Annotated in this window: 21 protein-coding genes; 9 read left to right on the top strand and 12 right to left on the bottom strand. The window is 63.3% G+C overall.

What is annotated here, in order from left to right; translation table 11 throughout:
* Positions 1–31: 31 nt before the first annotated feature.
* The 3 genes from P9292_RS05000 to fae are packed head-to-tail and all read right to left on the bottom strand — an operon-like array spanning position 32 to position 3,028.
* Entirely contained in the window at positions 32–1,471 is a 1,440-nt protein-coding gene (locus P9292_RS05000) for an NAD-dependent succinate-semialdehyde dehydrogenase (protein WP_309958243.1), read from the bottom strand.
* Complete coding sequence (locus tag P9292_RS04995) at positions 1,468–2,505, bottom strand: aldo/keto reductase (protein ID WP_250494422.1); 1,038 nt, start codon at positions 2,503–2,505, stop codon at positions 1,468–1,470. Before P9292_RS04995 ends, P9292_RS05000 begins: the two co-directional genes overlap by 4 nt.
* A 10-nt stretch (positions 2,506–2,515) precedes the next feature.
* The gene (gene fae, locus P9292_RS04990) at positions 2,516–3,028 is read right to left on the bottom strand and encodes a formaldehyde-activating enzyme (protein ID WP_244829806.1); all 513 of its coding nucleotides are present in this window, start codon (positions 3,026–3,028) and stop codon (positions 2,516–2,518) included.
* A gap of 221 nt (positions 3,029–3,249) precedes the next feature.
* Between fae and P9292_RS04985 the strand changes: the two genes are divergently transcribed.
* Positions 3,250–4,032 (top strand): phosphatase PAP2 family protein, encoded by a 783-nt coding sequence (locus P9292_RS04985; RefSeq protein WP_309958242.1) that lies wholly within the window; start codon positions 3,250–3,252, stop codon positions 4,030–4,032.
* Between the two features lie 27 nt (positions 4,033–4,059).
* Here P9292_RS04985 and P9292_RS04980 read toward each other — a convergent pair whose 3' ends face one another.
* From P9292_RS04980 to P9292_RS04950, 7 genes are all read right to left on the bottom strand, one after another.
* Entirely contained in the window at positions 4,060–4,401 is a 342-nt protein-coding gene (locus P9292_RS04980; protein ID WP_244829803.1) for a zinc ribbon domain-containing protein YjdM, read from the bottom strand.
* Positions 4,402–4,525: 124 nt separating this feature from the next.
* Positions 4,526–5,170 carry an HAD-IB family hydrolase gene (locus P9292_RS04975; protein ID WP_309958241.1) on the bottom strand — a complete coding sequence of 215 codons (645 nt, stop codon included), beginning with the start codon at positions 5,168–5,170 and terminating at the stop codon, positions 4,526–4,528.
* A gap of 28 nt (positions 5,171–5,198) precedes the next feature.
* A complete protein-coding gene (locus tag P9292_RS04970) occupies positions 5,199–6,068 on the bottom strand; it encodes a hypothetical protein (protein ID WP_309958240.1) in 870 nt (289 codons plus the stop codon).
* A gap of 45 nt (positions 6,069–6,113) precedes the next feature.
* Entirely contained in the window at positions 6,114–6,779 is a 666-nt protein-coding gene (locus P9292_RS04965) for a TerD family protein (RefSeq protein WP_250511101.1), read from the bottom strand.
* 68 nt (positions 6,780–6,847) lie between these two features.
* The gene (locus tag P9292_RS04960) at positions 6,848–7,873 is read right to left on the bottom strand and encodes a DUF475 domain-containing protein (RefSeq protein WP_250494427.1); all 1,026 of its coding nucleotides are present in this window, start codon (positions 7,871–7,873) and stop codon (positions 6,848–6,850) included.
* Between the two features lie 37 nt (positions 7,874–7,910).
* A complete protein-coding gene (locus tag P9292_RS04955) occupies positions 7,911–8,672 on the bottom strand; it encodes a VWA domain-containing protein (protein WP_250469103.1) in 762 nt (253 codons plus the stop codon).
* A gap of 14 nt (positions 8,673–8,686) precedes the next feature.
* Positions 8,687–9,778: a toxic anion resistance protein gene (locus P9292_RS04950; protein ID WP_309958239.1), complete on the bottom strand. Its 1,092-nt coding sequence runs from the start codon at positions 9,776–9,778 to the stop codon at positions 8,687–8,689.
* A gap of 278 nt (positions 9,779–10,056) precedes the next feature.
* Between P9292_RS04950 and P9292_RS04945 the strand changes: the two genes are divergently transcribed.
* The 7 genes from P9292_RS04945 to P9292_RS04915 are packed head-to-tail and all read left to right on the top strand — an operon-like array spanning position 10,057 to position 17,644.
* Positions 10,057–11,370: an MFS transporter gene (locus P9292_RS04945; protein WP_309958238.1), complete on the top strand. Its 1,314-nt coding sequence runs from the start codon at positions 10,057–10,059 to the stop codon at positions 11,368–11,370.
* A gap of 10 nt (positions 11,371–11,380) precedes the next feature.
* Positions 11,381–12,448, top strand: a complete 1,068-nt coding sequence (locus P9292_RS04940) for a proline racemase family protein (RefSeq protein ID WP_244829787.1) — start codon at positions 11,381–11,383, stop codon at positions 12,446–12,448.
* Positions 12,445–13,698, top strand: coding sequence for an FAD-dependent oxidoreductase (locus tag P9292_RS04935; RefSeq protein ID WP_309958237.1), 1,254 nt, complete (start codon positions 12,445–12,447; stop codon positions 13,696–13,698). Before P9292_RS04940 ends, P9292_RS04935 begins: the two co-directional genes overlap by 4 nt.
* Positions 13,699–13,719: 21 nt before the next feature.
* Positions 13,720–14,622 carry a dihydrodipicolinate synthase family protein gene (locus P9292_RS04930; protein WP_309958236.1) on the top strand — a complete coding sequence of 301 codons (903 nt, stop codon included), beginning with the start codon at positions 13,720–13,722 and terminating at the stop codon, positions 14,620–14,622.
* A 13-nt stretch (positions 14,623–14,635) separates the two neighbouring features.
* The gene (locus P9292_RS04925) at positions 14,636–15,634 is read left to right on the top strand and encodes a 4-hydroxyproline epimerase (protein WP_309958235.1); all 999 of its coding nucleotides are present in this window, start codon (positions 14,636–14,638) and stop codon (positions 15,632–15,634) included.
* Positions 15,635–15,650: 16 nt separating this feature from the next.
* The gene (locus P9292_RS04920; RefSeq protein WP_309958234.1) at positions 15,651–16,886 is read left to right on the top strand and encodes an amidohydrolase family protein; all 1,236 of its coding nucleotides are present in this window, start codon (positions 15,651–15,653) and stop codon (positions 16,884–16,886) included.
* A 59-nt stretch (positions 16,887–16,945) separates the two neighbouring features.
* Positions 16,946–17,644 carry a GntR family transcriptional regulator gene (locus P9292_RS04915; RefSeq protein ID WP_244831019.1) on the top strand — a complete coding sequence of 233 codons (699 nt, stop codon included), beginning with the start codon at positions 16,946–16,948 and terminating at the stop codon, positions 17,642–17,644.
* Here P9292_RS04915 and P9292_RS04910 read toward each other — a convergent pair.
* Positions 17,631–18,083 (bottom strand): aconitase X swivel domain-containing protein, encoded by a 453-nt coding sequence (locus P9292_RS04910; RefSeq protein WP_309846740.1) that lies wholly within the window; start codon positions 18,081–18,083, stop codon positions 17,631–17,633. The two genes, P9292_RS04915 and P9292_RS04910, sit on opposite strands and share 14 nt — an antisense overlap.
* A complete protein-coding gene (locus P9292_RS04905; RefSeq protein ID WP_309958233.1) occupies positions 18,070–19,323 on the bottom strand; it encodes an aconitase X catalytic domain-containing protein in 1,254 nt (417 codons plus the stop codon). The genes P9292_RS04910 and P9292_RS04905 overlap by 14 nt, the downstream gene beginning before the upstream one ends.
* 251 nt (positions 19,324–19,574) lie before the next feature.
* On the opposite strand from P9292_RS04905, the gene P9292_RS04900 reads away from it, so the two are divergent.
* Positions 19,575–20,690 carry a porin gene (locus tag P9292_RS04900; RefSeq protein ID WP_309958232.1) on the top strand — a complete coding sequence of 372 codons (1,116 nt, stop codon included), beginning with the start codon at positions 19,575–19,577 and terminating at the stop codon, positions 20,688–20,690.
* The last annotated feature ends 27 nt before the right edge of the window (positions 20,691–20,717 follow it).

Here is a 20,717-nt window from a genome sequence, read left to right as displayed (position 1 = left end):
TGGCGTGCGCGCGGCGCCGACAGAAGATGACTCAGCGGCCAAGCCCCGCCATCATCATGTATTTGAGTTCGACGTATTCATCGAGCCCGTACTTCGAACCTTCACGGCCGAGCCCCGACTGCTTCACGCCGCCGAACGGCGCGACTTCCGTCGAGATGATTCCCTCGTTGATGCCGACCATGCCGCTTTCCAGCGCCTGAGCGACACGCCACGCGCGGCCCAGATCGCGCGTGTAGAAGTAGGCCGACAGGCCGTAGGGCGTGTCGTTCGCGAGCGCGACGACTTCTTCCTCGGTCGCGAAGCGGAAACACGCCGCGACCGGGCCGAAGGTTTCCTCCTCCGCGATCAGCATCGAAGGTATGGCATCGGCGAGCACGGTCGGCTCGTAGAACGTGCCGCCCAATGCATGCGCTTTGCCGCCTGTCAGCACCTTGGCGCCTTTTTGCACGGCATCCGCGACATGGGCCTTCACTTTATCGAGCGCCGCCTCGTTGATGAGCGGACCTTGATCGAACGCGCCTTCGAGACCGTTGCCCGCTCGCAAGGCGTGCACGGCGCGCGTCAGGGCTTGCGTGAAGGCATCGTAGACGCCGTCCTGCACGTAGAAGCGATTCACGCACACGCACGTCTGTCCCGTGTTGCGGAACTTCGATGCCATCGCGCCTTGCACGGCGGCGTCGATATCGGCGTCGTCGAACACGATGAAGGGCGCGTTGCCGCCGAGTTCCAGCGAAAGCTTCTTGAGCGTATCCGCGGATTGCTTCGCGAGCAGTTTGCCGACGCGCGTCGAGCCGGTAAACGAGAGCTTGCGCACGTGCGGCGACGCCGTGAGCGTCTCGCCGATAGCCACCGCATCGCCCGATACGATGTTGAACACGCCGGCCGGAATGCCCGCCTCTTCCGCCAGCACCGCCAGCGCGAAGGCCGATAACGGCGTCTCCTCCGATGGCTTCAGCACCATCGTGCAACCGACCGCAATCGCGGGGCCGGCTTTGCGCGTGATCATCGCGAGCGGAAAGTTCCACGGCGTGATGGCCGCGACCACGCCGACTGGCTCGCGCGTGACGATGATCCGCGAATGCGGCTTCGGGCTCGGGATCACGTCGCCGTAGCTGCGCTTCGCTTCTTCCGCGAACCATTCGAGGAAGCTCGCGGCGTAGGCCACTTCGCCGAGCGCTTCGGCAAGCGGTTTGCCTTGCTCGCGCGTGAGCAGGGCGGCGAGCGCCTCGCGGTTGGCGAGCATGAGTTCGCCCCAACGCTTGACGCGGGCGGCGCGTTCCTTCGCCGTGAGCGCGCGCCACACGGGCAGCGCGTTGCTCGCGGCATCGATTGCAAGCGATGTCTCCGCGCTGCCGCCGCGCGCCACGTTCGCGATGACTTCGCCCGTCGCTGGATTGCGCACGGCATACGTGCTTGCGCTTTCGCGCCACGCGCCGTCGATGTAATGGCCGGATCGTAAAAGGTCGCTCATGCCGCGCGCTCCATGAGTTCGTCGAATGCGCCGCGCGCCTCACGCGCTTCGCGGGCGATACGCCGTCCCGCCGTGTAATCGTTGATGAGATCGCACGGTGTGTAGTTGCGGTCGAGTTCGTGCATTTCGTCGTCGCTGAGACGCGTGTCGAGCGCGGCGAGCGCGCTGTCGAACTGCGCGGCCGAATCCGCGCCAACCAGCATGCTCGACACACCCGGACGGTTCAGCACCCATGCCTGCGCAATCTGCGCGGATGTCACGCCGCGTCGCGCCGCCACTCGCGCCACCGATGCCGCGACGCTGCGCGAAGCGGCATCGCCATACATTTGCGCGGTGAAGAAGTCCGTCTGATTGCGATTCGAGCCGGCGTCGTTCGTCAGCAGACCGCGCGCGAGCGGACTGAACACCGACACGCCGACGCCCTGATCGATGCAATACGGAATCATCTCGCGCTCTTCCTCGCGATACGCGGCGTTCAACTGCAATTGCATGTTGATCGGCTTGTGCCAGCCGTGGCGTTCGCACGCCTGCACGATCTTGGCGAACTGCCAGGTGTACATCGTCGAGACGCCGATATAGCGCGCCTTGCCCGCGCGCACGATATCGTCGAGCGCGGCCAGGGTTTCTTCGACGGGCGTGTTCACGTCGAAAAAATGCAGCATGTAAATGTCGACGTAGTCCATGTCGAGACGCTTGAGCGACGCGTCGATGCCGTCCATCACATGCTTGCGCGAATGGCCGCCCGCGTTCGGCGTGCTCGCCATGTCGTAGCCCACCTTCGTGGTGACGACGATATCCTCGCGCCGCACGAGCCGCTTCAGGATGCGGCCGACCACTTCCTCGCCGACGCCGGTCGAATAAAAATCGGCGAGATCGATGAAGTTCACGCCGGCATCGAGCGCATGGCGCACGATCGGCTCGCTTTGCGCTTCATCGAAAATCCAGGGCTTCCATTGCGGCGTGCCCATGTTCATGGTGCCGAGACACAAGCGCGAAACCTTGAGTCCGGACTGGCCGAGACGTACGTATTCCATGGTCGTCTCCTCAGCGCTTCTTCGGCGTGTAGAACGGATTCGAGACATCGCGCGCCGCCTCGAACACGGCATGTCGATACGGCAGGCCTTCCATGGCCGCGACGATTGCGTTCCTGCACGCGCGATAGTTGTTCTCGAAGACGGCGTCGAGATCGTCGGTCTTGGGATTCACCCAGTTCGCCGATACGACCACCCACTCGTTCTCCGCCTCGGGCGGCAGCGTGCCTTGTTCGAGCGCTTCGGCCACGGCTTTCGCTATGCCGGCCTGCGATGCGCCCCAGGTCGCGTTGCCGTGGAAGTCGCCGTCGATCGGCGCCTTGTTCACGTAGAGCGTGAGCGGCTTGGTCGGCACGCCGGGCCGTGCGATCACGACGAAGGGCGCGTGCCCGGCCGATGGCGTCGCGAGCGCGGTGGCGAAGGCCTGACCGGCGGGACCGTCGCGCGGACCGACCAGCACGTTGATATGGGCGAGATTCACGCCCGGTCCCTCGAAGCCTTCGCCGATATACAGATTCTTTCGCATGGACTCCAATCCTTTGCGTTACGTTGAGGATGAAGCGATTTTGCGGCGGGCGTCGCGCGATGAGGAATCGACGATTTGTCAGCGTGGGTGTGAGATTCAATCAACTCCGGGAGTACCCGTAGGGCGAATCCGAAGCTCGACTTAGTCCGTCCTAATTTCCATCGGCGGCAGGCATGGTAGAAACGTCTAGCCAAGTCGAATCAAACGGAGGTTGTCGATCGATGGACTATGCAGGCTTAGCAGAAGCTCACGCGTTGTGGGTCATCGCGTTCGTGCTCGTGGCGGCGCCGCTGGGCGCGGCGCTCGCCTGGAGCGCGTTCGTGCGCTTGCTCGACACGCGCGAACCGCCCACGCAGAGGACGCTCGTCGTGTTCGCGGCGCTGGTTCCGCTTGCATGCGGCGTAATGGTGTTCGCGGCAATCGCGACGCGCGTCGAGCGCGGCGAGGCGTTTTCGAGCGCCGATCAGCTTCTGCTCGATAGCATTCGCAAAGGCGTGCCGCCGCTGGCCGCGCAGAGCTTCGCGCGCTTGACGCATCTTGGCGATCCGCTGTTCCTGGCGTTGTTGTGCGCGCTCGTCTGCGTGGCGCTGGCGTGGAAGCGGCACGTCGGACTGGCGCTCTTTCTGATCGCGACGACGAGCCTGGGCGGTCTGCTCAATCGCGTGCTCAAGCTGTCGATGCATCGCGAGCGGCCCATCGGCGCGCTCGTGCCGTTGCCCGAGAGCTATTCGTTTCCGAGCGGCCATTCGTTCGGATCGATGGTCTGCTACGGCATGTGCGCCTATGTGTTGATGCGCGTCGCCTCGCGCGGCGGCGATGCCCTCATCGTCGCTTCGACCTGTCTTCTAGTGCTGCTGATCGGCACGAGCCGCGTGGTGATCGGCGTGCATTTTCTGACGGATGTCGCGGGCGGATTCGCCTCGGGCGGCGCGTGGCTCGCGTTTTGTATCGGCCTGGCGGAGTTGGCGCGCCGCGTGCCGGCTAGCGGCATGCGGACGAGGTAAGGCGCACCTCGTCCACGACGTGCGCGCTCAGATCTTCTTGACGAATTCGGACTTGAGACTCATGGCGCCGAAGCCGTCGATCTTGCAATCGATATCGTGATCGCTATCGACAAGGCGGATGTTCTTGACCTTCGTACCCATCTTGAGTACGCCGGACGAGCCCTTCAGCTTGAGATCCTTGATGATGGTGACGGTGTCGCCGTCTTGCAGAATGTTGCCCGCCGAATCGCGATAAACCTTCGTTTCGGCTTCGGCGGCGGGAGATTCATCGGCCGACCATTCATGCGCGCATTCGGGGCAAATGAAGAGCTTGCCGTCTTCGTAGGTGAATTCGGAATGGCATTGGGGGCACGGGGGCAGGGCGGTCATGCGGGGTCCTTCGATGCGAACAGGTGGTGCGGAAAGCGGAACGAATAAGCGGAACGATTAAGCGGAACGAAAAAGCGGGACGAAGTATAGCGGTCGGAGATCGCCTGCCGATTCCCGCGCTGTCTTAATAATGAGTATCGCTCAGGGCTGGCAAGGTCGGCAAGGCGCCGCATCCGCGAATCCATGGAATGTCGGCGGCTTCGGCCATCTCCTTGTCGCCCGCGCTGTCGCCATAGGGATACAAGGTCATTGGGCGATATGCGCCCCACCATGCCTTCAGACGCTCGACTTTCTCCGGCCCCCAGCAATTGGCGCCGATGAACCGGCCCGCGTATCCCGATTCCGTCAATTCCAGTTCGGTCGACAGCACCGTGCCGATTCCAATGGTCTGCGCCCAGAGACGAGGATACAGAGAAGGCGACGCGCTCACGATCACCACCTCGTGCCCAAGCGCCTGATGTTGCCGCACGCGTTCGATCATCTCCGGCCGGATCATGGCCGGCAGGCGCGTGGCACAGAAGCTTTGGGCAGCGAGTTGTAGCGCATCGCGCGAGACGTGTTTCAGAGCGTACTTCAAATACTCGGCCTTCGCGGTTCCGCGGTCGCATCGGCCTATTGCCATGCCTGCCAGCGCCGGCGCCGCCCATATGGCCGATGTGGCGAAACGAATCGGCCCGACGGTGTGCAGCACGAAAGCCTTGAGGCTGTCGCCGGTGGTAATGGTGCCGTCGAAATCGAATGCGGCGACGGTGCGGTGTTGCTTGGACATCGAAGGCTCCATGTAAAACGCTCGTTTCTCAGCGCTTGGGCTGCGACCGCGCAGCCAGCGCGGCGGGGAGGGTCACGTTCATCAGTTGATCGGCGCGCGCAAGCAGATCGATAATATCGGTTTCGAACGCATCGACTTGCAGGGACAACAGTTCGAGTTGCTGAAACGCCTGACGCACCATCGCGCGGCGATCGAGCAATGCGCGCGCGGCGCTCGCGGTGTCCCAGGGCTCCGGCAAATCGGCGACGGCGCTCAAGGCGGCAAGACCGATAGCCAGACCGTCGTGCGCTTCCGCGATGTGTTGCCGCGACGACTTCACGCGCGCCGGAAACGAGTGCAACGAAGTCTTGAGCGTGGTCAGGAGGCCGCGAAAATCCAGTTCCGGCGTTCCCGTGCCCAGGTATCGGCCTGTCAGGCGGTCGATCAGACCGGGTTTATGTGCAGCACGCTCGAGCAGGTCGCGCATCAGGCCGGCGCCATCCAGTTCGGCGAAGTCGCGCATCATGCGGGTGAACGTTTCGACAGCCTCGCCGCATGCATGCAACGGCGCTTCGGCCATGACGACGATGTGTTCGAGCCGTGGCGGTACGAGCCGGCGAATCGCGCGTTCGATGCGTGCCTGCTGTCGAGGATACAGGCCGGGAAACTGTTGGCGCGCGCACTCGAAACACTGGTTTAGCAACGGATGGCCAGCGTCTCCGAAGAGCGTCTTTCCCGGCTCGCTCAAGCTTTGCGGTGCGCTCGCGGCGCGCTCCTCGCGCGACACAAAAAGCGGGCGCACGGATGGCTCACGGACGACGTTGCTGCGCGCATCGGGACTGCGGTCGGCTCGGGAATCGTCGACTTGCAACATGCCCGGTGTGTCCGGGAAGCTCAGCGGTCCGGGTTCACTAGACATTCGCATACTCTTGCCGGTAACGCCACGCCATGACAGATCTCCGTTTCAGGCGCGGTCGACGCGGCCGCCATAAGCGGCGACGAAATCCGCGAGCCCACGGTTGTAGCCCATGCCGACCGCCTTGAACATGAACTGTCCGTCGCGACGATAGAAGCTTCCCACCTGCACGGCGGTTTCCAGCGAGAAATCTTCTTCGAGCGGATAACGGGCGAGCACCTTGCCGGTATCTTCCTCGGAGATTTCGATGTAGCTGTTGCGAACCTGTCCGAAGTTCTGCTTGCGCTCCGCTGCGCGATCGATCGTCACGACGACCGAAATTTCGTCCACCGCAGCCTCGAGTTTCTTGCTGTCGATGAAGATGACTTCGTCGTCGCCACCGCCGCTACCGGTTTGATTGTCGCCGCTATGCACGACGCCGAGACACTCGGACGACGACATGCCCTTTCGTGGCCATTCGTCGCCGGGCTGGAAAAACGTGGTTTCGCGGTCGAGCGTGCGAATTTCCGTGTTGTAGAAGATGAAGTGCTTCTGCGACAAGAGCTTCGGATTGCTCTGTTCGTCGTATTTGCACAGGAACACGGAGACGTCGAGGTCGAAGTTGTCGCCGGTATCGGTGGCATTGGCATCCCACCCCAGGCCGATGCGGAACTTGCTTGCGTGCGGCGCTTCTTTCGACAGATTGATCCGGCCGCCTTTGGACAGATTGATCATTGACATGGATTACTTGCTCTCGTTTGAAGGTTTTGGATCGCGCCGCGATTCCGGGCGGCGCGTCCGGATCAGGAAGCAGGGTTGTCGGAAGTCGCGTCGCGCGTGACTTCGCGACGTTGCACGATGATCGAACTGACGACCGCAACGCCGATCGTGCATGCGCCGATTAGCCCCGTGACTACTTCCGGAACGTCGACGTTGACGCACAGCATGATTGCCGCAAGCGCGCCGATCGCCCAGAACGCGCCGTGTTCCAGAAAGCGATATTGCGCGAGCGTTCCTTTCTTGAGCAGTATCAGCGTCATCTGACGGATATAAGCCGCGCCCACGCCGAGTCCGAGCGCAATCAGGAAGATGTTGTTGGTCAGGGCGAATGCGCCGATCACGCCGTCGAAGCTGAACGACGAATCGAGTACTTCGAGGTACATGAAACCCGCGACGCCTTCGCGCACGATCCGTTCGCCGGTCGCGTCGCCGCTGACCAGATCGCCGACGCCATGCGCGACGATGAAGGCGATGACGCCGCCGCCGCCCGCCAGCAGAAACGATGCGCGCTCGCCGTCCGGCAACTGGGTGGAAACGAGCGCGATGATGCCGAGCGTCAGCGCCACTTCAATCGCAGAGAGGCGGCCCAGTCGCGCGAAGGGCTTCTCGATGACCTCGATCCAATGTTCTTCCTTGTCGGCGTTGAACATGAAGCCGAAGAACACCATCAAGAGAAACGCACCGCCGAATGCCGAGACTTCGTGATGCGCCGAAGTCAGAATGGCGGCGTACTGATCCGGCGCTTCGAGCGCGAGCCTGGCGGCCTGCCACAAGCCAATGCCGCCCGCCACCGCGACGATCAGCAGCGGAAACAGCAGCCGCATGCCGATCACGGCGACCGGCAGGCCGAACGTCATGAAACGGTCGCGCCACTTGTCCGACCAGTTGCGCAGGACGGCCGCGTTGGCCACGGCGTTATCGAGTGAGAGGGAGACTTCGAGCACGCACAGCACGGCCACGAGGATCATGTCCTTCACGCCGCCGATCAGGAATGCGAGCACGAGCGCGATGAACGTCAACGCGAACGGGATTTTGAATTGCTTGATCATGTATTGCTCGAGAGAAAAAATGGCCGGGATGAATCGCTTACTTACCGCGCACCCAGTCACAGAATTCCTCGGTAATGAGTTGCTCGTAGATCGCCTGATCGGAGATGTCGAGCGATTCGAGATGCAGGAAGCCTGCATTCGGCAATTGCTCGGCGACTTCTTCGAGGAAGGCGAATTCGTCGGGATTACCCACGCCGATGAGCGACCAGTAGATCGGGAACTTCTGCGTCTCGCGCAGCAGCTTCCAGACGCGCGCGCGGTCGAAAGCAGGGTTCTGTCCATCCGTCACGAACAGGACCCACACGGGCATGTTGTTGGCGGGTGCGGCATTGGCGACGGTGACGTCGTTCTGCGGCGCGCCGAAAAGCCGGCGGAAAAAGCCAGGCTTGTCGTTCGCATCGGGCGCTGCCGCCGCGAAGAAGAAATTGACGATATCCGTCATCACAGGCGCGTATTCCGTCGCGCCCCACTTGCGCACCGACGCATTCTTCATCACCTCTTCGGTGATATAGGCGCCATAGTTTTCGGGCGTCGCCGTTGGCAGGCGGTCGAAGGTGTCAGTGAAGGTCCAGGTATCGATTTCGCCGTTGTCATCGAACTTCATGGCGATGCCAAGCATGCGGTCATGCGTTTCCTGGATGATCCCGGATTCGTACAGACCCTTCGCTGAACCCGAGATGTCCAGCGCCGCCGCTACTCGCACGACGGGCGGACGCGGCAGGCTACGCTTGCTCAGGATGATCGAAACGCTGTCGGCGCGCGCAGCGAGGGCCGGCTTATTGAGATTGATGATGGACATGCGAGATTTTTCTTTTAGTGGTTACGGTCGTTGAACCGGGCGATGAGATCCTGCTCGAGCTTGCGCAGCCGCGGTTCGTCGGCTTTGCGTTTGCGTTGGCCTTCGTCGATGATCTTTGCCATTTCGTCGAGCGCGGCGAACAACTTCTGCTGCGTGTATTCGAAGGTTTCGGTCGCGATGACGGGACGCTCCGCCAGTCTCGTCACCGCGCCGGCGTTGGCATGCAGTTGGTCGGCCTGCGCGCGTAGCGCCATGTCGGCGGCATCGAACGTGGCGTTCGCGAGGTCGGCCGCCTTCTTCGAACTCAGTTGCTTGATGTAGAGCGAGAACGCGTTGGTCCACGCGGGAATCAACACGGTTTTCGCCGTGCCGAACTTGGAGATGAGCGTTCGCTTGTGATCCTGCTCCATGCGGATCTGCGGCGCGAGTTGTTCGGCCATCAGCATGGCGCGGCTCAAGTCGTCGATTTTTTGCGCCAGTGCGTTTGCGCGGCGACGCGTGTCCATCATGCGTTGCGCGGCGAACGCGTCGCCGGCATGAGGCTCTTGCGCAAGCGCCACGCGGTACGCCTCGAGCGAAGCCTCGCCATGCGCCTTGGCCGCTTCGAAATGGCGGAACGTTTCGTAGTTGTCCGCGTACATCTGATCCAGTTCCGCGATATCGCGGTTCTGCCGGCTCGCCGTGGCCTCCAGTTCGACGACGAGCGTACCGATGCGCTTCTCCACTGAATCGAACTGGGCGAGCAACTGTTCCCGGGTCGATCTGAACATCGACACTAGTTTCCCGGCCAGGCCGCGTTTTTGGATGGAAGCAGGGTCGAGGCCCTTGGCGGTCACGATCAGGTTGTTGAGCAACTCGCCAAAGTGGTCGGCGTCGGAGGCACGCGCCTCGGACAGAAGACGCTGCGAAAGGCTGGCGACGCGCTCGCCGGCCGTGGCGCCAAGCTGGTCGATCTGATCGTCGGTGAGTAGTTCGGCCGAGGCTTCGCGAACCGTTTTGGCCGCGTCACGCAGGACCGGCGCCGACGACGGCGATGCATCGCCGCGCGTGTCGTCTGTCGCGAGGTGAAAAGGCTTCGCGTTGCCATCCCCAAAAATGGGTTTCATTTTTCTCTATCTCGTTATTCTAAGTAATGCCAAGCTATGGTTTGTCGATGAACGCCCCCGGCAACCCCGGGCATTGGACGCGCGAAGTAAAGGTTCCGCAAGCCGCAGCAACACTTTGAATCAGATATGCCTGCGGAATGGGCGAGCGCGCTGGCGTTAAAGGATCGATCGTTCTTTTATATTGGATCCAAAATCCTTGATTCAGAAAATTTTCTGGTTCAGAATGCCCCTCAAGCCGCATCCCGTTTCGCCTTCGAACCGACCGCCCGGGAGCCACCATGACCGACCAAGCGCAGACCGTCGCCGGCGCATACGCCACCAGCGACACCGCCCGAGCACCATCTAGAACGCAAACCAGTCGCGCCGTCACCGCCGCTGTCGTCGGCAACGTGCTCGAATGGTTCGACTTCGGGACGTACGCGTTTCTCGCCACCGTCATCGCCAAGGTCATGTTTCCGGCCGGCGACGAGTTCGCCGCCATGCTCGGCACGTTCGGCGCGTTTGGTCTCGGCTTCGCGGCGCGTCCGCTCGGCGCGATCATCTTCGGATGGCTCGGCGACAAAAAAGGCCGTAAGTGGACGCTCACCTTCGTCATGCCGCTCATGGCCGCCGCCACGCTCTTCATGGCGCTGATCCCTTCGTATGCGTCGATCGGCATCTACGCGCCGATCCTGCTCATCGCCGCGCGCATGCTGCAAGGCCTTTCGGTCGGCGGCGAGCTTGGTAACGCGGTCGCGTTTCTGGTCGAATGGGCGCCGCAAAACCGCCGCGGCTTCTACGGCAGCTTCCAGCAATGCAGCACGCTAGGCGGCACGCTGCTCGGCTCCGGCGCGGCCGCGTTGATGACCTCGACGCTGTCCTCGCAAGCCATGCTCGACTGGGGCTGGCGCGTGCCGTTCATCATCGGCGCGGTGGTGATCGGGCCGATCGGCTGGATCATCCGCAAACGCAGCGAAGAGACGCCCGCTTTCGCGCAGGCAAGCGATGTCGCGCCGCCGCCGCATCGCGCGCCCGCGCTGCTCGGCTTGCAAGCTTGCGGGCTCGTGATCGTTTGGACGGTCTCGCTCTACACGTTGCTCAACTATCTGCCGTCGTTCACGCAGAAGTACGCGGGCATGAGTTCGTCGGCGGCGCTCTGGCTCAATACGGCGGGGCTCTTCGCGATGACGGCATCCATTCCGTTTTGGGGCGCGTTGTCGGACCGCGTCGGACGCAAACCGATCTACGCTATCGGCTGCGTCGCGTTCCTGATCCTGCCTTATCCGATTTTTCACTTGATGCTCGAATACAAATCCGCGCTGGTCGTCGGTCTCGTGCAGGTGCTGGGCGGCGTGTTGATCGGCATCTTCTCGGGCGTCGGCCCCGCCGTGCTCTCCGAGCTCTTTCCGACGAAGATCCGCACGACGTGGATGTCGATCGGCTACGGCATCGCCAACGCGGTGTTCGGCGGCTTCGCGCCGGTCATTTCGATCTCGCTCATCAAGGCCACCGGTTCGCCCGTCTCGCCTGCGTACTTCGTGATGCTCGCGGCGCTGCTCTCGACGATCACGGTCGCGACGATCCGGGAAACGGCGCATCAACCGTTGCAATGAGGACTTTCGCATGCGCTGGAGCAGAACTCTCACGGTAGTCAATTGCCACGCCGAAGGCGAAGTGGGCAACGTGGTGACGGGCGGCGTCTTCGACGTGCCCGGCGCCACCATGTTCGACAAGATGATGCATCTCGAAGAAGTGCGCGACGACCTGCGCCGCATCTGCATCTTCGAGCCGCGCGGTTCGGCCAACCAGAGCGTGAACTTCCTATTGCCGCCGACCGATCCGCGCGCGCAGATGGGCTACGTGATCGCGGAATCGACCGAATATCCGGCGATGTCCGGTTCCAACACGATCTGCGTGGCCACTGTGCTGCTCGAAACCGGCATCCTGCCGATGACCGAGCCCGTCACCGAACTCGTGCTCGAAGCGCCCGCCGGTCTCATTCACGTGCGCTGCCGCTGCGAAAACGGCAAGGTGACGCAAGTCGAGTTCACTAATCAACCGGCCTTCGCGAACCATCTGGACAAGACGATCGAGGTCGAAGGCGTCGGCACGCTGACAGTCGATGTCGGCTACGGCGGCATGACCTATGTCATCGTCGATGCGCAAAAGCTCGGCTTTGCCATCACGCCCGACGAAGCGCGCCAACTATGCGAGCTCGGGCAAACGATCAAGGCCGCCGCGGCCGAGCAATTGCCATCGCCGCATCCGCTGAACCCGAACATCAAGGGCATCACGCAGACCGAATTCGTCATGCCCTTGCGGCGCGAAAACGGCGTCCTGACCTCGCGCAATACCGTGATCGTCTCTCCCGGACGCTGCGACCGCTCGCCATGCGGCACCGGCACATCGGCGCGGCTCGCGGTGATGCACGCGAAAGGGCTGATCGAAGCGGGCGAGCGCTTCGTGCATGAATCGATAATCGGCTCGCGCTTCGAAAGCCGTATCGATTCGCTGACGCAACTCGGCGATGTGCCCGCAGTCGTGCCCGTGGTCGCGGGACAGGCGTGGATCAGCGCGATATCGCAAGTGGGCGTGGATCCGACCGACCGCTATCAGACGGGCTTCACGTTGTCGGACACGTGGCTCGAAGCCGTCGACGACAAGCTCATCAAATCGCGCGCGAAGCCATGAGCCAGCCGCGGCAGGAAATAGCGGATGTAATTGTGGTCGGCGCGGGCGTCGTTGGTTTGTCGTGCGCGTGGGCGCTGCTCTGCGAAGGCGCGAGCGTGACGTTGATCGATCGCGACTTCGAAGGCGACCGCACGTCGCACGGCAACGCGGGCGGTATCGCCGTGTCGGAGAACACGCCGATTGCCGTGCACGGCATGTTCACGCAAGCGGCCAAGTGGCTAATGGACCCGCTCGGGCCCCTCGCGCTCGACTGGAAACACGTGCCAAGTGCGCTGCCGTGGTTCATGGCGTTTCGGCGCGCGGCGGAACCCGCGCGGTTCGACGCCATCTCGCGTGCGCTTTCGCGGCTCAACAATCGCGTATACGAAGACATCTTGCCGATGTTCGACGATATCGGCGCCACCGCGATGCTGTATCGACGCGGCGCGCTTACCGTCTATGAGACCGATGCGGCCTTCGCCGCCGATCAGCCCGAATGGGCGCTCAAGCGCGAACTCGGCGTGCGCTGGCATACGCTGAATCAGGACGAAGTACGCGCCGCCGAGCCATCGCTTGCGCCGGTGTTCCGGCATGGCGTGTTTCTCGACGACTGGTCGCATATCGGCGATCCGCGCCGGCTCGTGACCTTGCTGCGCGAACGCGTGATGGCGTTGGGGGCGCGCTTCGTGACCGGCGTCGCGCGCGCGCTCGAACCCGCCGACGGCGTTCTGCTCGACGACGGCTCCCGCGTCTTCGGCCGCCGCATCGTCGTGGCGGCGGGCGCGTGGTCGGCGACGCTTGCGAAGTCTGTCGGCGACCGCGTGTTGCTCGACAGCGAACGTGGCTATAACGCGACGCTGCCCAGGCACGGCATTGCGTTGTCGCGCGAAGTGATCTTCGCGGAACGCAAGTTCGTCGCGACGCCGCTGGATATCGGTTTGCGCATCGGCGGGGCGGCGGAATTCGCGGGGCTCGCCGCCCCGCCGAACTATCGGCGCAGCGAGGCGTTGCTCGCGCTCGGCCGGCGCTTTCTGCCCGACATCGACGAAACGGATGCGGTCAACTGGATGGGGCATCGCCCGTCCACGCCGGATTCGCTGCCGGTAATCGGCGTCTCGCCACGCGCGCCGTCCGTGGTCTATGCGTTCGGACACGGCCATCTCGGTCTGACGCAATCAGCGACCACGGCCGCGCTCGTCGCCGATGTGCTCGGCGAGCGCATGCCGCGCGTGCCCCTCGAACCTTATTCCATCGCACGTTTTCAGCACTGACCAAACGACAGGAGAGAAGAGATGCAAGTCAACTGGCAAGGCGTTTTCCCCGCGGTCACGACCAAACTCACCGCTACCGGCGCGCTCGATCAGGACGCCATCGTGAGCGGGCTGAATCGTCTGCTCGACAACGGCGTGGGCGGCGTCGTGATGATGGGCATGGTCGGCGAGAACGCGCAACTCACGCCCGAGGAAAAGCGCACGGTGCTCAAGCTCGCGGTCGAAACGGTGAACGGCCGCGTGCCCGTGATCTCCGGTCTCGCCGAACTGAACACGGACAACGCCATGCAGTTCGCGAGGGATGCGGAAGCCATCGGCGTGCAAGGGCTGATGGTGTTTCCGGGCCTCACTTATCGCTCGGACGATAGAGAAACCGTCGAATACTATCGGTCGATTGCGCGCTCGACGAAGCTCGGCCTCATGATCTACAACAATCCGCGCGGTTATGGCGTGGACATGCGGCCCGACTTGCTCGAACAACTGAAGGACGAAGCCAACGTCGTCGCGATCAAGGAAGAAACCTACGATACGACACGCGTCACCGATCTCTATGCGCGCTTCGGCGACCGCTTCACCGTGTTCTGCGGCGTGGACGATCTCGTGCTGGAATCGGTCGCGCTCGGCGTCAAGGGCTGGGTATCGGGCATGGCCAACGCGGTGCCGCGCGAATCCGTCGAACTGCTCAAGCTCGCCGTGAATGGCGAATACGAAAAGGCGCGTGCGCTGTATCGGGCATTGATCGACCTGTTCCATCTGGACACGCACGTGAAGCTCGTGCAATACATCAAGCTCGCCGAAAACATCACGGCGGGTTATCCGGAATACGTGAAGGCGCCGCGTCTCGTGCTCGAAGGCGAGGAGCGGCAGCGCACCATCGCGATTGTCGAGAAGGCGCTCGCCAACGTGCGTGCGCTCGCTCAATGAACGGAGCACTAATGTGAAGTCCACGTTCTTCTGTATCGACGGTCATACGTGCGGCAACCCCGTGCGCGTCGTCGCGGGCGGCGCGCCGCCGCTTGCCGGCGCGAACATGATCGAGCGGCGCGCGCATTTTCTGCGCGAGTTCGACTGGATTCGCACCGCGCTCATGTTCGAGCCGCGCGGCCACGAAGTCATGTCCGGCAGCATTCTCTATCCGCCGACGCGCGACGACTGCGATCTCGCCATTCTCTTCATCGAAGTCAGCGGCTGTCTGCCGATGTGCGGACACGGCACCATCGGCACGGTGACGACGGCGATCGAAAACGGTCTTGTGCGGCCGCGCGAGCCGGGCGTCTTGCGGCTCGATACGCCAGCGGGCGTAGTCATCGCGCGTTATCGGGTCAACGGCGAACACGTGGATTCGGTGCAACTCGTCAACGTGCCTTCGTATCTGCATTCGCAGGACCTCTCCGTCGAAGTGGAAGGCTTAGGCGAGATTCGTTTCGATGTCGCTTATGGCGGCAATTTTTATGCGATCGTCGAGCCGCAGCGCAATTTCGAAGGTCTGCACGCGCTCAAGCCATCGGACATTCAGCGCCTGAGCCCGCCGCTGCGGCAGAAGGCCAACGAGAAGTACAGCTTCGTGCACCCGGAAAGCGAGCAGATTCGCGGCCTCAGCCACGTCATGTGGACCGGTGCGCCGACAGTCGAAGGCGCGAGCGCGCGCAACGCGGTGTTCTATGGCGACAAGGCCATCGACCGTTCGCCGTGCGGCACCGGAACCTCGGCGCGCATGGCGCAACTCGTCGCGAAAGGGCGCTTGAAGATAGGCGAGCGTTTCGTGCATGAAAGCATCATCGGGACGCTGTTCGAAGGCGTGCCGGTATCGGCCGCGCGAGTCGGCGAGTACGACGCGATCGTGCCGACCATCGAAGGCTGGGCGCGCATCACGGGCCACAACACTCTGTTCGTCGATGACCGCGATCCCCTGGCTCACGGATTCCTGCTGAAGTGAAAAGGAGCATAACGTCATGCTGATTCTGAAGAACGCACGCGTGCTGGACGCGGAGCACGAACGCGACGACGGCCGCTATTCCGTCGTGATCGATGGCGACACCATCCGCGAAGTCACGCGCGAGCCGGTAGAGGCGAGCGGCGCGCAAGTGATCGATGTCGGCGGCAAGACGGTGATGCCCGGCCTGATCGATTGCCATGTGCATGTCATTGCATCGGTCGCGCATCTCGGCAACAACAGCCGTTTGCCGAACACGTTCGCCGTGCTGCGCGCCGTGCCCATTCTCGCGGGCATGTTGAATCGCGGCTTCACCTCCGTGCGCGACGCGGGCGGCGCGGATTACGCGTTGTCGCGTGCAATCGAGGAAGACGTGATCGCGGGGCCGCGCTTGTTCGTCGCGGGCAAGGCGCTGTCGCAAACCGGCGGTCATGGAGACTTCCGCGAGCGCTTCGACAACTCCGACCCGGACCCGTGCGGCTGCAGCCGCAACCTGGGCGCGATCGGCCGCGTGGTCGATGGCGTCGATGCCATGCGCAAGGCCGTGCGCGAAGAGATGCGCGCCGGGGCGCATCACATCAAGATCATGGCGTCGGGTGGCGTGGCGTCGCCGACGGACCCTATCGGCAATTTGCAATTCTCCGTCGATGAAGTGAAGGCCGCCGTCGAGGAAGCCGCGTCGCATCAGACCTACGTGATGGCGCATGCGTACACGCCGAAAGCCATCGCGCGCGTGGTGAAGCTCGGAGTGCGGACCATCGAGCACGGCAATCTCATCGATGAAGAAGCCGCCGATGTCATGGCCGAACACGGCGCGTTCGCGGTGCCGACGCTCGTCGTCTATGACGCGATGAACCGCGTCGGCGCGCAGATCGGCATTTCGGCCTTGTCGCTCAAAAAGAACGAAGCGGTGCGCGTGCAAGGGTTGAAGGCGCTCGAACTGCTGCACGAGCGCGGCGTGAAAATGGGCCTCGGCACGGATCTGTTGGGCGAGATGCACGAGTATCAGAGCGACGAACTGTCGATACGCGCGGATATCGTCGGCTCGTTCGAAGCCATTCGCCAGGCCACTGCCGTGGGCGCGGACATCCTCAACATGCAGGGCAAGCTCGGCGTGATCGCGGCGGGCGCGTACGCGGATTTGCTCGTCGTCGACGGCGATCCGCTCAAGGACATTCGCGTCTTGACGGGGCAAGGCGAGCGCATCTCCGGCGTGATGAAAAACGGCGCGTGGGTGCGCGAGAAGCTGCTCTAGGCCGCGTGCTACGATTCCCGCGCCGAATGTCCGCAGCAGAAACCAAGAAGACCCACGCCATGCCATTGGCCGCGCCGAAATCAAGACCCGCCGCCGCGAGCGACGCCACCCGCAAGATCGTGCGCACGACCACGGTCGAACTCGTCACGACCGCTATCCGGCAGCGTATTCTGAGCGGCGATCTCGCGCCCGGAGAAGCGCTGCGGCAGGAAGCGCTCGCGGATGAGCTCGGCGTGAGCCGCGTGCCGATTCGTGAAGCGATCACGCGTCTGACGGGTGAGGGCCTTTTGACCAACGTGCCGCACAAAGGCGCGTACGTGGCGGAGTTGTCGATCGAGGAAGTGCAGGAGACGTTCGAGATTCGCTTGCGTCTGGAGCCGTGGCTGTTTTCGCAAGCCATTCCGCATATCACCGAAGGCGAAATTGCCCGGGCCGAAAATCTCGTCACGGAGATGGACGGCGCGGAATCCGGCATGTGGGGGCAACTCAACTGGCGCTTCCACGAAACGCTCTACGTGCCTGCGCACCGCGATATCACGCTGCAGATGTTGCGCGTGCTGCACGACCGCAGCGACCGCTATTTCCGGTTTCAGGTGAAGCAGGTGCCGATCCGTCAGCAGTCGCACGACGAGCACATGGCGATGGTCGCCGCATGCCGCAAGCGCGATGCGAAACTCGGCGCGAAGCTGCTCGAACAGCATGTGAAGATCGCGGCGCAGCAGATTGTCGCGGTGGTCGAGGCGATCATGGCGCGGTGACGCGAATGCATGCCTCGCGCGTTGGGTCCTCGTGATCCGGTGCGTCGATTTCGAGCATGAATTCGCCTTTGCCTAGCGTGGCGAGCACGGTTTCACCGACCATGACGACGGGCACGTTCAGCCCGTACAGCTCGTTGGCCGTGATTGCACCAATGGACAGAATCAGATCGCGCTCGCCAAGCACGATGCCGCACGGCCCCATGCCATTGCGCAAGGCCTCGGCAAGCACGCTGCTGCTCGAACTCGACCCGCGCGCACGCGGCATGACCAGCACGCGCGCGGCGAGACTTCGGCCGCAACCCGCATGCGTCTTGTCGACGATGACGCCGCGCTCTGCGTCGTAGCCGCCCCAGAAACTGAGCGGCGCAAGGGCTATGGAAAGGCCACGCGCCCGGCCCGGAACGAGCACGGTGGCGCTCAAGGAATCAGTTGGCTTCATCGATACACACCTTTCCTTCGAACGCCGAGCGTACGCATTCGTTCATGCTGCCAAAGGCCACCGTCACGCCGATATTCGCGGGCGCGTAATGCGCCCACTTGCCCGAATTGGTCATGACGAGACCGGTGATCTGCTTCATTACCGGCGTGATGTACGTGCAGGTGTCCACGACGATCTGCACGCCGCGCGCGGCCAGCCGCTCCGCCGTGCCGTCGTCTTCCAGTTGCCAGAGCACGTAGCGGCTCGTATTCACGTAGAAGTCGCAACGCATGGCACCTTTGTAGCGGTCGAAGAGCGACGAGAGCGCGCGGAATTCATCGACGGAAAAATGCGGCGTGCCGAGGCTCACGGCGGCGAGCGGAGCGCCGGGTCGGGCCTGATTCCAGCGGCGGCGGATGGCGGCGAGATCGGCGGCGCTCACGCGGATGGTCCGTTCGGGCCTGCGGCCTTGCAGCGCGGCATCGAGCGTCGGCGCTTCGGGCGTGATGCCGACTGCATGGAAGAGCGCCACCGAACCGCTCGATGCCGCCGCCGCGCCGAGCGCTTTGAGTTCGTCTTCGCTGGTGTCGCCGGGCAAACCGGTGATGGCCGCGACCGTGGCGCCCGCTTCGCCGCCCAGCAGGAAACCGAGCGTGGCGAAGTCGGCGTCGCGATGTGACGACGCGTTCAAGTCCGGCGCTTCGATCACCACCCGCGCCGCGCGATTCTCCGTGACATGCAAGCCCGCATGCGGCACGCGGCCGGTAATGGCCGCCGCGAGATCCAGAAAGTCGCCGTAACGGCTGGTGCGCGCGCCGAGCACGGAATTGGCGAACACGATGGCATTCGATTCCGCCCACGCGATCTGATCGCCGAGCCGCGGCCGACGCTTCAACTGATACGGCGCGCACGTGAAGCTCGCCTCGCAGCCGAGTTCGAGATGCGCGTTCATCAGGCGCTTCGCCGCGTTGGCCGTTGCCGAATCTCCGCGATACAGCTCCGGGTGAATCAGATCGAGCGAGCCGACATTGAGCGTGGTCGGCACCGCGATTTTCGCGCCGCTCGCGACGAAACGTTCCACGAAGTCGAGACTCGCCGCGCCGTGATACAGACAGCCGTCGATATGCGCGCAGGTGACGTCGATGAGCGCGCTGGCGTCCATGACACGCGCCGTCGCAGCGACGATGCGCATGGCAAGCGCGGGGCCGGCGCCGAAAGCGCCCTGCAGCATGGCGGTGTCGCGGGAGTCGAGGGTGAGCATCGGCGGGGCGTTTTGGTAACGGTTGCAACAGGATAGCGGAATCGCGCGTTGCGCTCAAATCGCGATGCATCTCGATAATAAGACATGCTGAACAATCGGGGTTATCCCATCCCCCACCCTGCAAGGGGGGTCGCCTTGCCGCGCGCCGCTGCAACACTGGCTGCGAAGGGCGATGACGTGGCCGCAATGGCGATCATCGCCCGATCGCGATGTTTCGCCGCGAATCGGCAGGATATAACCAGGAGACATGCATGCGCTTCAGCAGCAAAGGGCTATGCGCCGCCATACTCGGGCTGACAGCAGGAAGCGCGGCCGCGCAGTCCAGCGTCACGTTGTATGGCGTGGCGGACACGTTTTTCCAGTTTCTCGCCAATGGCGGGCAGCAATCGTGGTCGCTCAGAAGCGGCGGCAATAGCGCCTCGCTGCTCGGCTTCAAAGGCAGCGAAGATCTGGGCGGCGGATTGAAGGCGGTATTCACGCTCGAAGGCGGCTTCAACGTCAACAACGGCACGTCGCAGGTGGACTCGTCCGCCATGTTTTATCGACAGGCCTGGGTTGCCCTGACGCACGAAAAGTACGGTTCGCTGCAAGTCGGGCGTCAGTACCAGCCGACCTTCTGGCTGCTCTATCCGTCGGACCCGTTCCGTGCCAACGAAGCGCTCTCGCCGCTCGCCGCCGCCTCGACGACTGTCGATCGCAATACGCTCGCCACGCAAACGGCTGGCGGGCGTTCGAGCAACGCCATCGTCTACAAGACCCAGAACATGGGAGGTGTCGAGCTGCGGGGCATGTACGCGCTCGCGGCGAGTGTCGCGCAGCCGTACCCGCTGACTACCGGCAACATGCTCGACATCGCCGCGAGTTATACGGGCCATGGCCTCTACGCGGGCGTCGCTTACCAGAATCAGCATCCGGGTTCGAAGACCATGCCGGGCCTGCCCGCCACGCTGCCGACGCTCGGCACGGAGCACTTCACGGGGGCGCTTGCCTATCGCGTCGGGCCGGTGAACTTCCAGTTCAACTACGCCTATCACCGCCCGAAGGATACGCCCGCGGGTTCGCTTGCCGCGCGTCTGAACGCCGGGCATCCGTTCAGCACGATGGAAGCAGGCGCGACGATCCAGGCAACGCCCGCCGACACCATCGAGATCGCGGCCATGCAGCGCGTCGCGCGTGGCGTGCACGACAACGCGTGGCTCGTGCAAGCGGGCTTCGATCACAGCATTTCCAAGCGCACGGGGTTCTACGGGCGCGCGGGCTTTCTCAAGAACAACGGCACGTCGACGGCGGGCTGGCCGGGTATCTCGCCGAACGGGCTCAATGCAACGGAAACGCTGGTCGCGGCGGGCATGACGCATCGGTTCTGAGTAAGCGCTGGTTTTCACATGAGAGGT

Source organism: Caballeronia sp. LZ001 (assembly GCF_031450875.1).
Taxonomy (GTDB): Bacteria; Pseudomonadota; Gammaproteobacteria; order Burkholderiales; family Burkholderiaceae; genus Caballeronia.
This window is presented reverse-complemented; position numbering and strand designations above follow the sequence as displayed.

What these genes read in the sequence shown, in the direction of transcription:
- P9292_RS04955 (WP_250469103.1), bottom strand. Translation starts at nt 8,672, where the DNA reads ATGTCCATCATCAATCTCAATAAGCCGGCCCTCGCTGCGCGCGCCGAC.
- P9292_RS04950 (WP_309958239.1), bottom strand. Translation starts at nt 9,778, where the DNA reads ATGAAACCCATTTTTGGGGATGGCAACGCGAAGCCTTTTCACCTCGCG.
- P9292_RS04945 (WP_309958238.1), top strand. Translation starts at nt 10,057, where the DNA reads ATGACCGACCAAGCGCAGACCGTCGCCGGCGCATACGCCACCAGCGAC.
- P9292_RS04980 (WP_244829803.1), bottom strand. Translation starts at nt 4,401, where the DNA reads ATGACCGCCCTGCCCCCGTGCCCCCAATGCCATTCCGAATTCACCTAC.
- P9292_RS04985 (WP_309958242.1), top strand. Translation starts at nt 3,250, where the DNA reads ATGGACTATGCAGGCTTAGCAGAAGCTCACGCGTTGTGGGTCATCGCG.
- P9292_RS04915 (WP_244831019.1), top strand. Translation starts at nt 16,946, where the DNA reads ATGCCATTGGCCGCGCCGAAATCAAGACCCGCCGCCGCGAGCGACGCC.
- P9292_RS04935 (WP_309958237.1), top strand. Translation starts at nt 12,445, where the DNA reads ATGAGCCAGCCGCGGCAGGAAATAGCGGATGTAATTGTGGTCGGCGCG.
- P9292_RS04965 (WP_250511101.1), bottom strand. Translation starts at nt 6,779, where the DNA reads ATGATCAATCTGTCCAAAGGCGGCCGGATCAATCTGTCGAAAGAAGCG.
- P9292_RS04900 (WP_309958232.1), top strand. Translation starts at nt 19,575, where the DNA reads ATGCGCTTCAGCAGCAAAGGGCTATGCGCCGCCATACTCGGGCTGACA.
- P9292_RS04930 (WP_309958236.1), top strand. Translation starts at nt 13,720, where the DNA reads ATGCAAGTCAACTGGCAAGGCGTTTTCCCCGCGGTCACGACCAAACTC.
- P9292_RS04910 (WP_309846740.1), bottom strand. Translation starts at nt 18,083, where the DNA reads ATGAAGCCAACTGATTCCTTGAGCGCCACCGTGCTCGTTCCGGGCCGG.
- fae (WP_244829806.1), bottom strand. Translation starts at nt 3,028, where the DNA reads ATGCGAAAGAATCTGTATATCGGCGAAGGCTTCGAGGGACCGGGCGTG.
- P9292_RS04975 (WP_309958241.1), bottom strand. Translation starts at nt 5,170, where the DNA reads ATGTCCAAGCAACACCGCACCGTCGCCGCATTCGATTTCGACGGCACC.
- P9292_RS04995 (WP_250494422.1), bottom strand. Translation starts at nt 2,505, where the DNA reads ATGGAATACGTACGTCTCGGCCAGTCCGGACTCAAGGTTTCGCGCTTG.
- P9292_RS04940 (WP_244829787.1), top strand. Translation starts at nt 11,381, where the DNA reads ATGCGCTGGAGCAGAACTCTCACGGTAGTCAATTGCCACGCCGAAGGC.
- P9292_RS04960 (WP_250494427.1), bottom strand. Translation starts at nt 7,873, where the DNA reads ATGATCAAGCAATTCAAAATCCCGTTCGCGTTGACGTTCATCGCGCTC.
- P9292_RS04970 (WP_309958240.1), bottom strand. Translation starts at nt 6,068, where the DNA reads ATGTCTAGTGAACCCGGACCGCTGAGCTTCCCGGACACACCGGGCATG.
- P9292_RS04920 (WP_309958234.1), top strand. Translation starts at nt 15,651, where the DNA reads ATGCTGATTCTGAAGAACGCACGCGTGCTGGACGCGGAGCACGAACGC.
- P9292_RS04905 (WP_309958233.1), bottom strand. Translation starts at nt 19,323, where the DNA reads ATGCTCACCCTCGACTCCCGCGACACCGCCATGCTGCAGGGCGCTTTC.
- P9292_RS05000 (WP_309958243.1), bottom strand. Translation starts at nt 1,471, where the DNA reads ATGAGCGACCTTTTACGATCCGGCCATTACATCGACGGCGCGTGGCGC.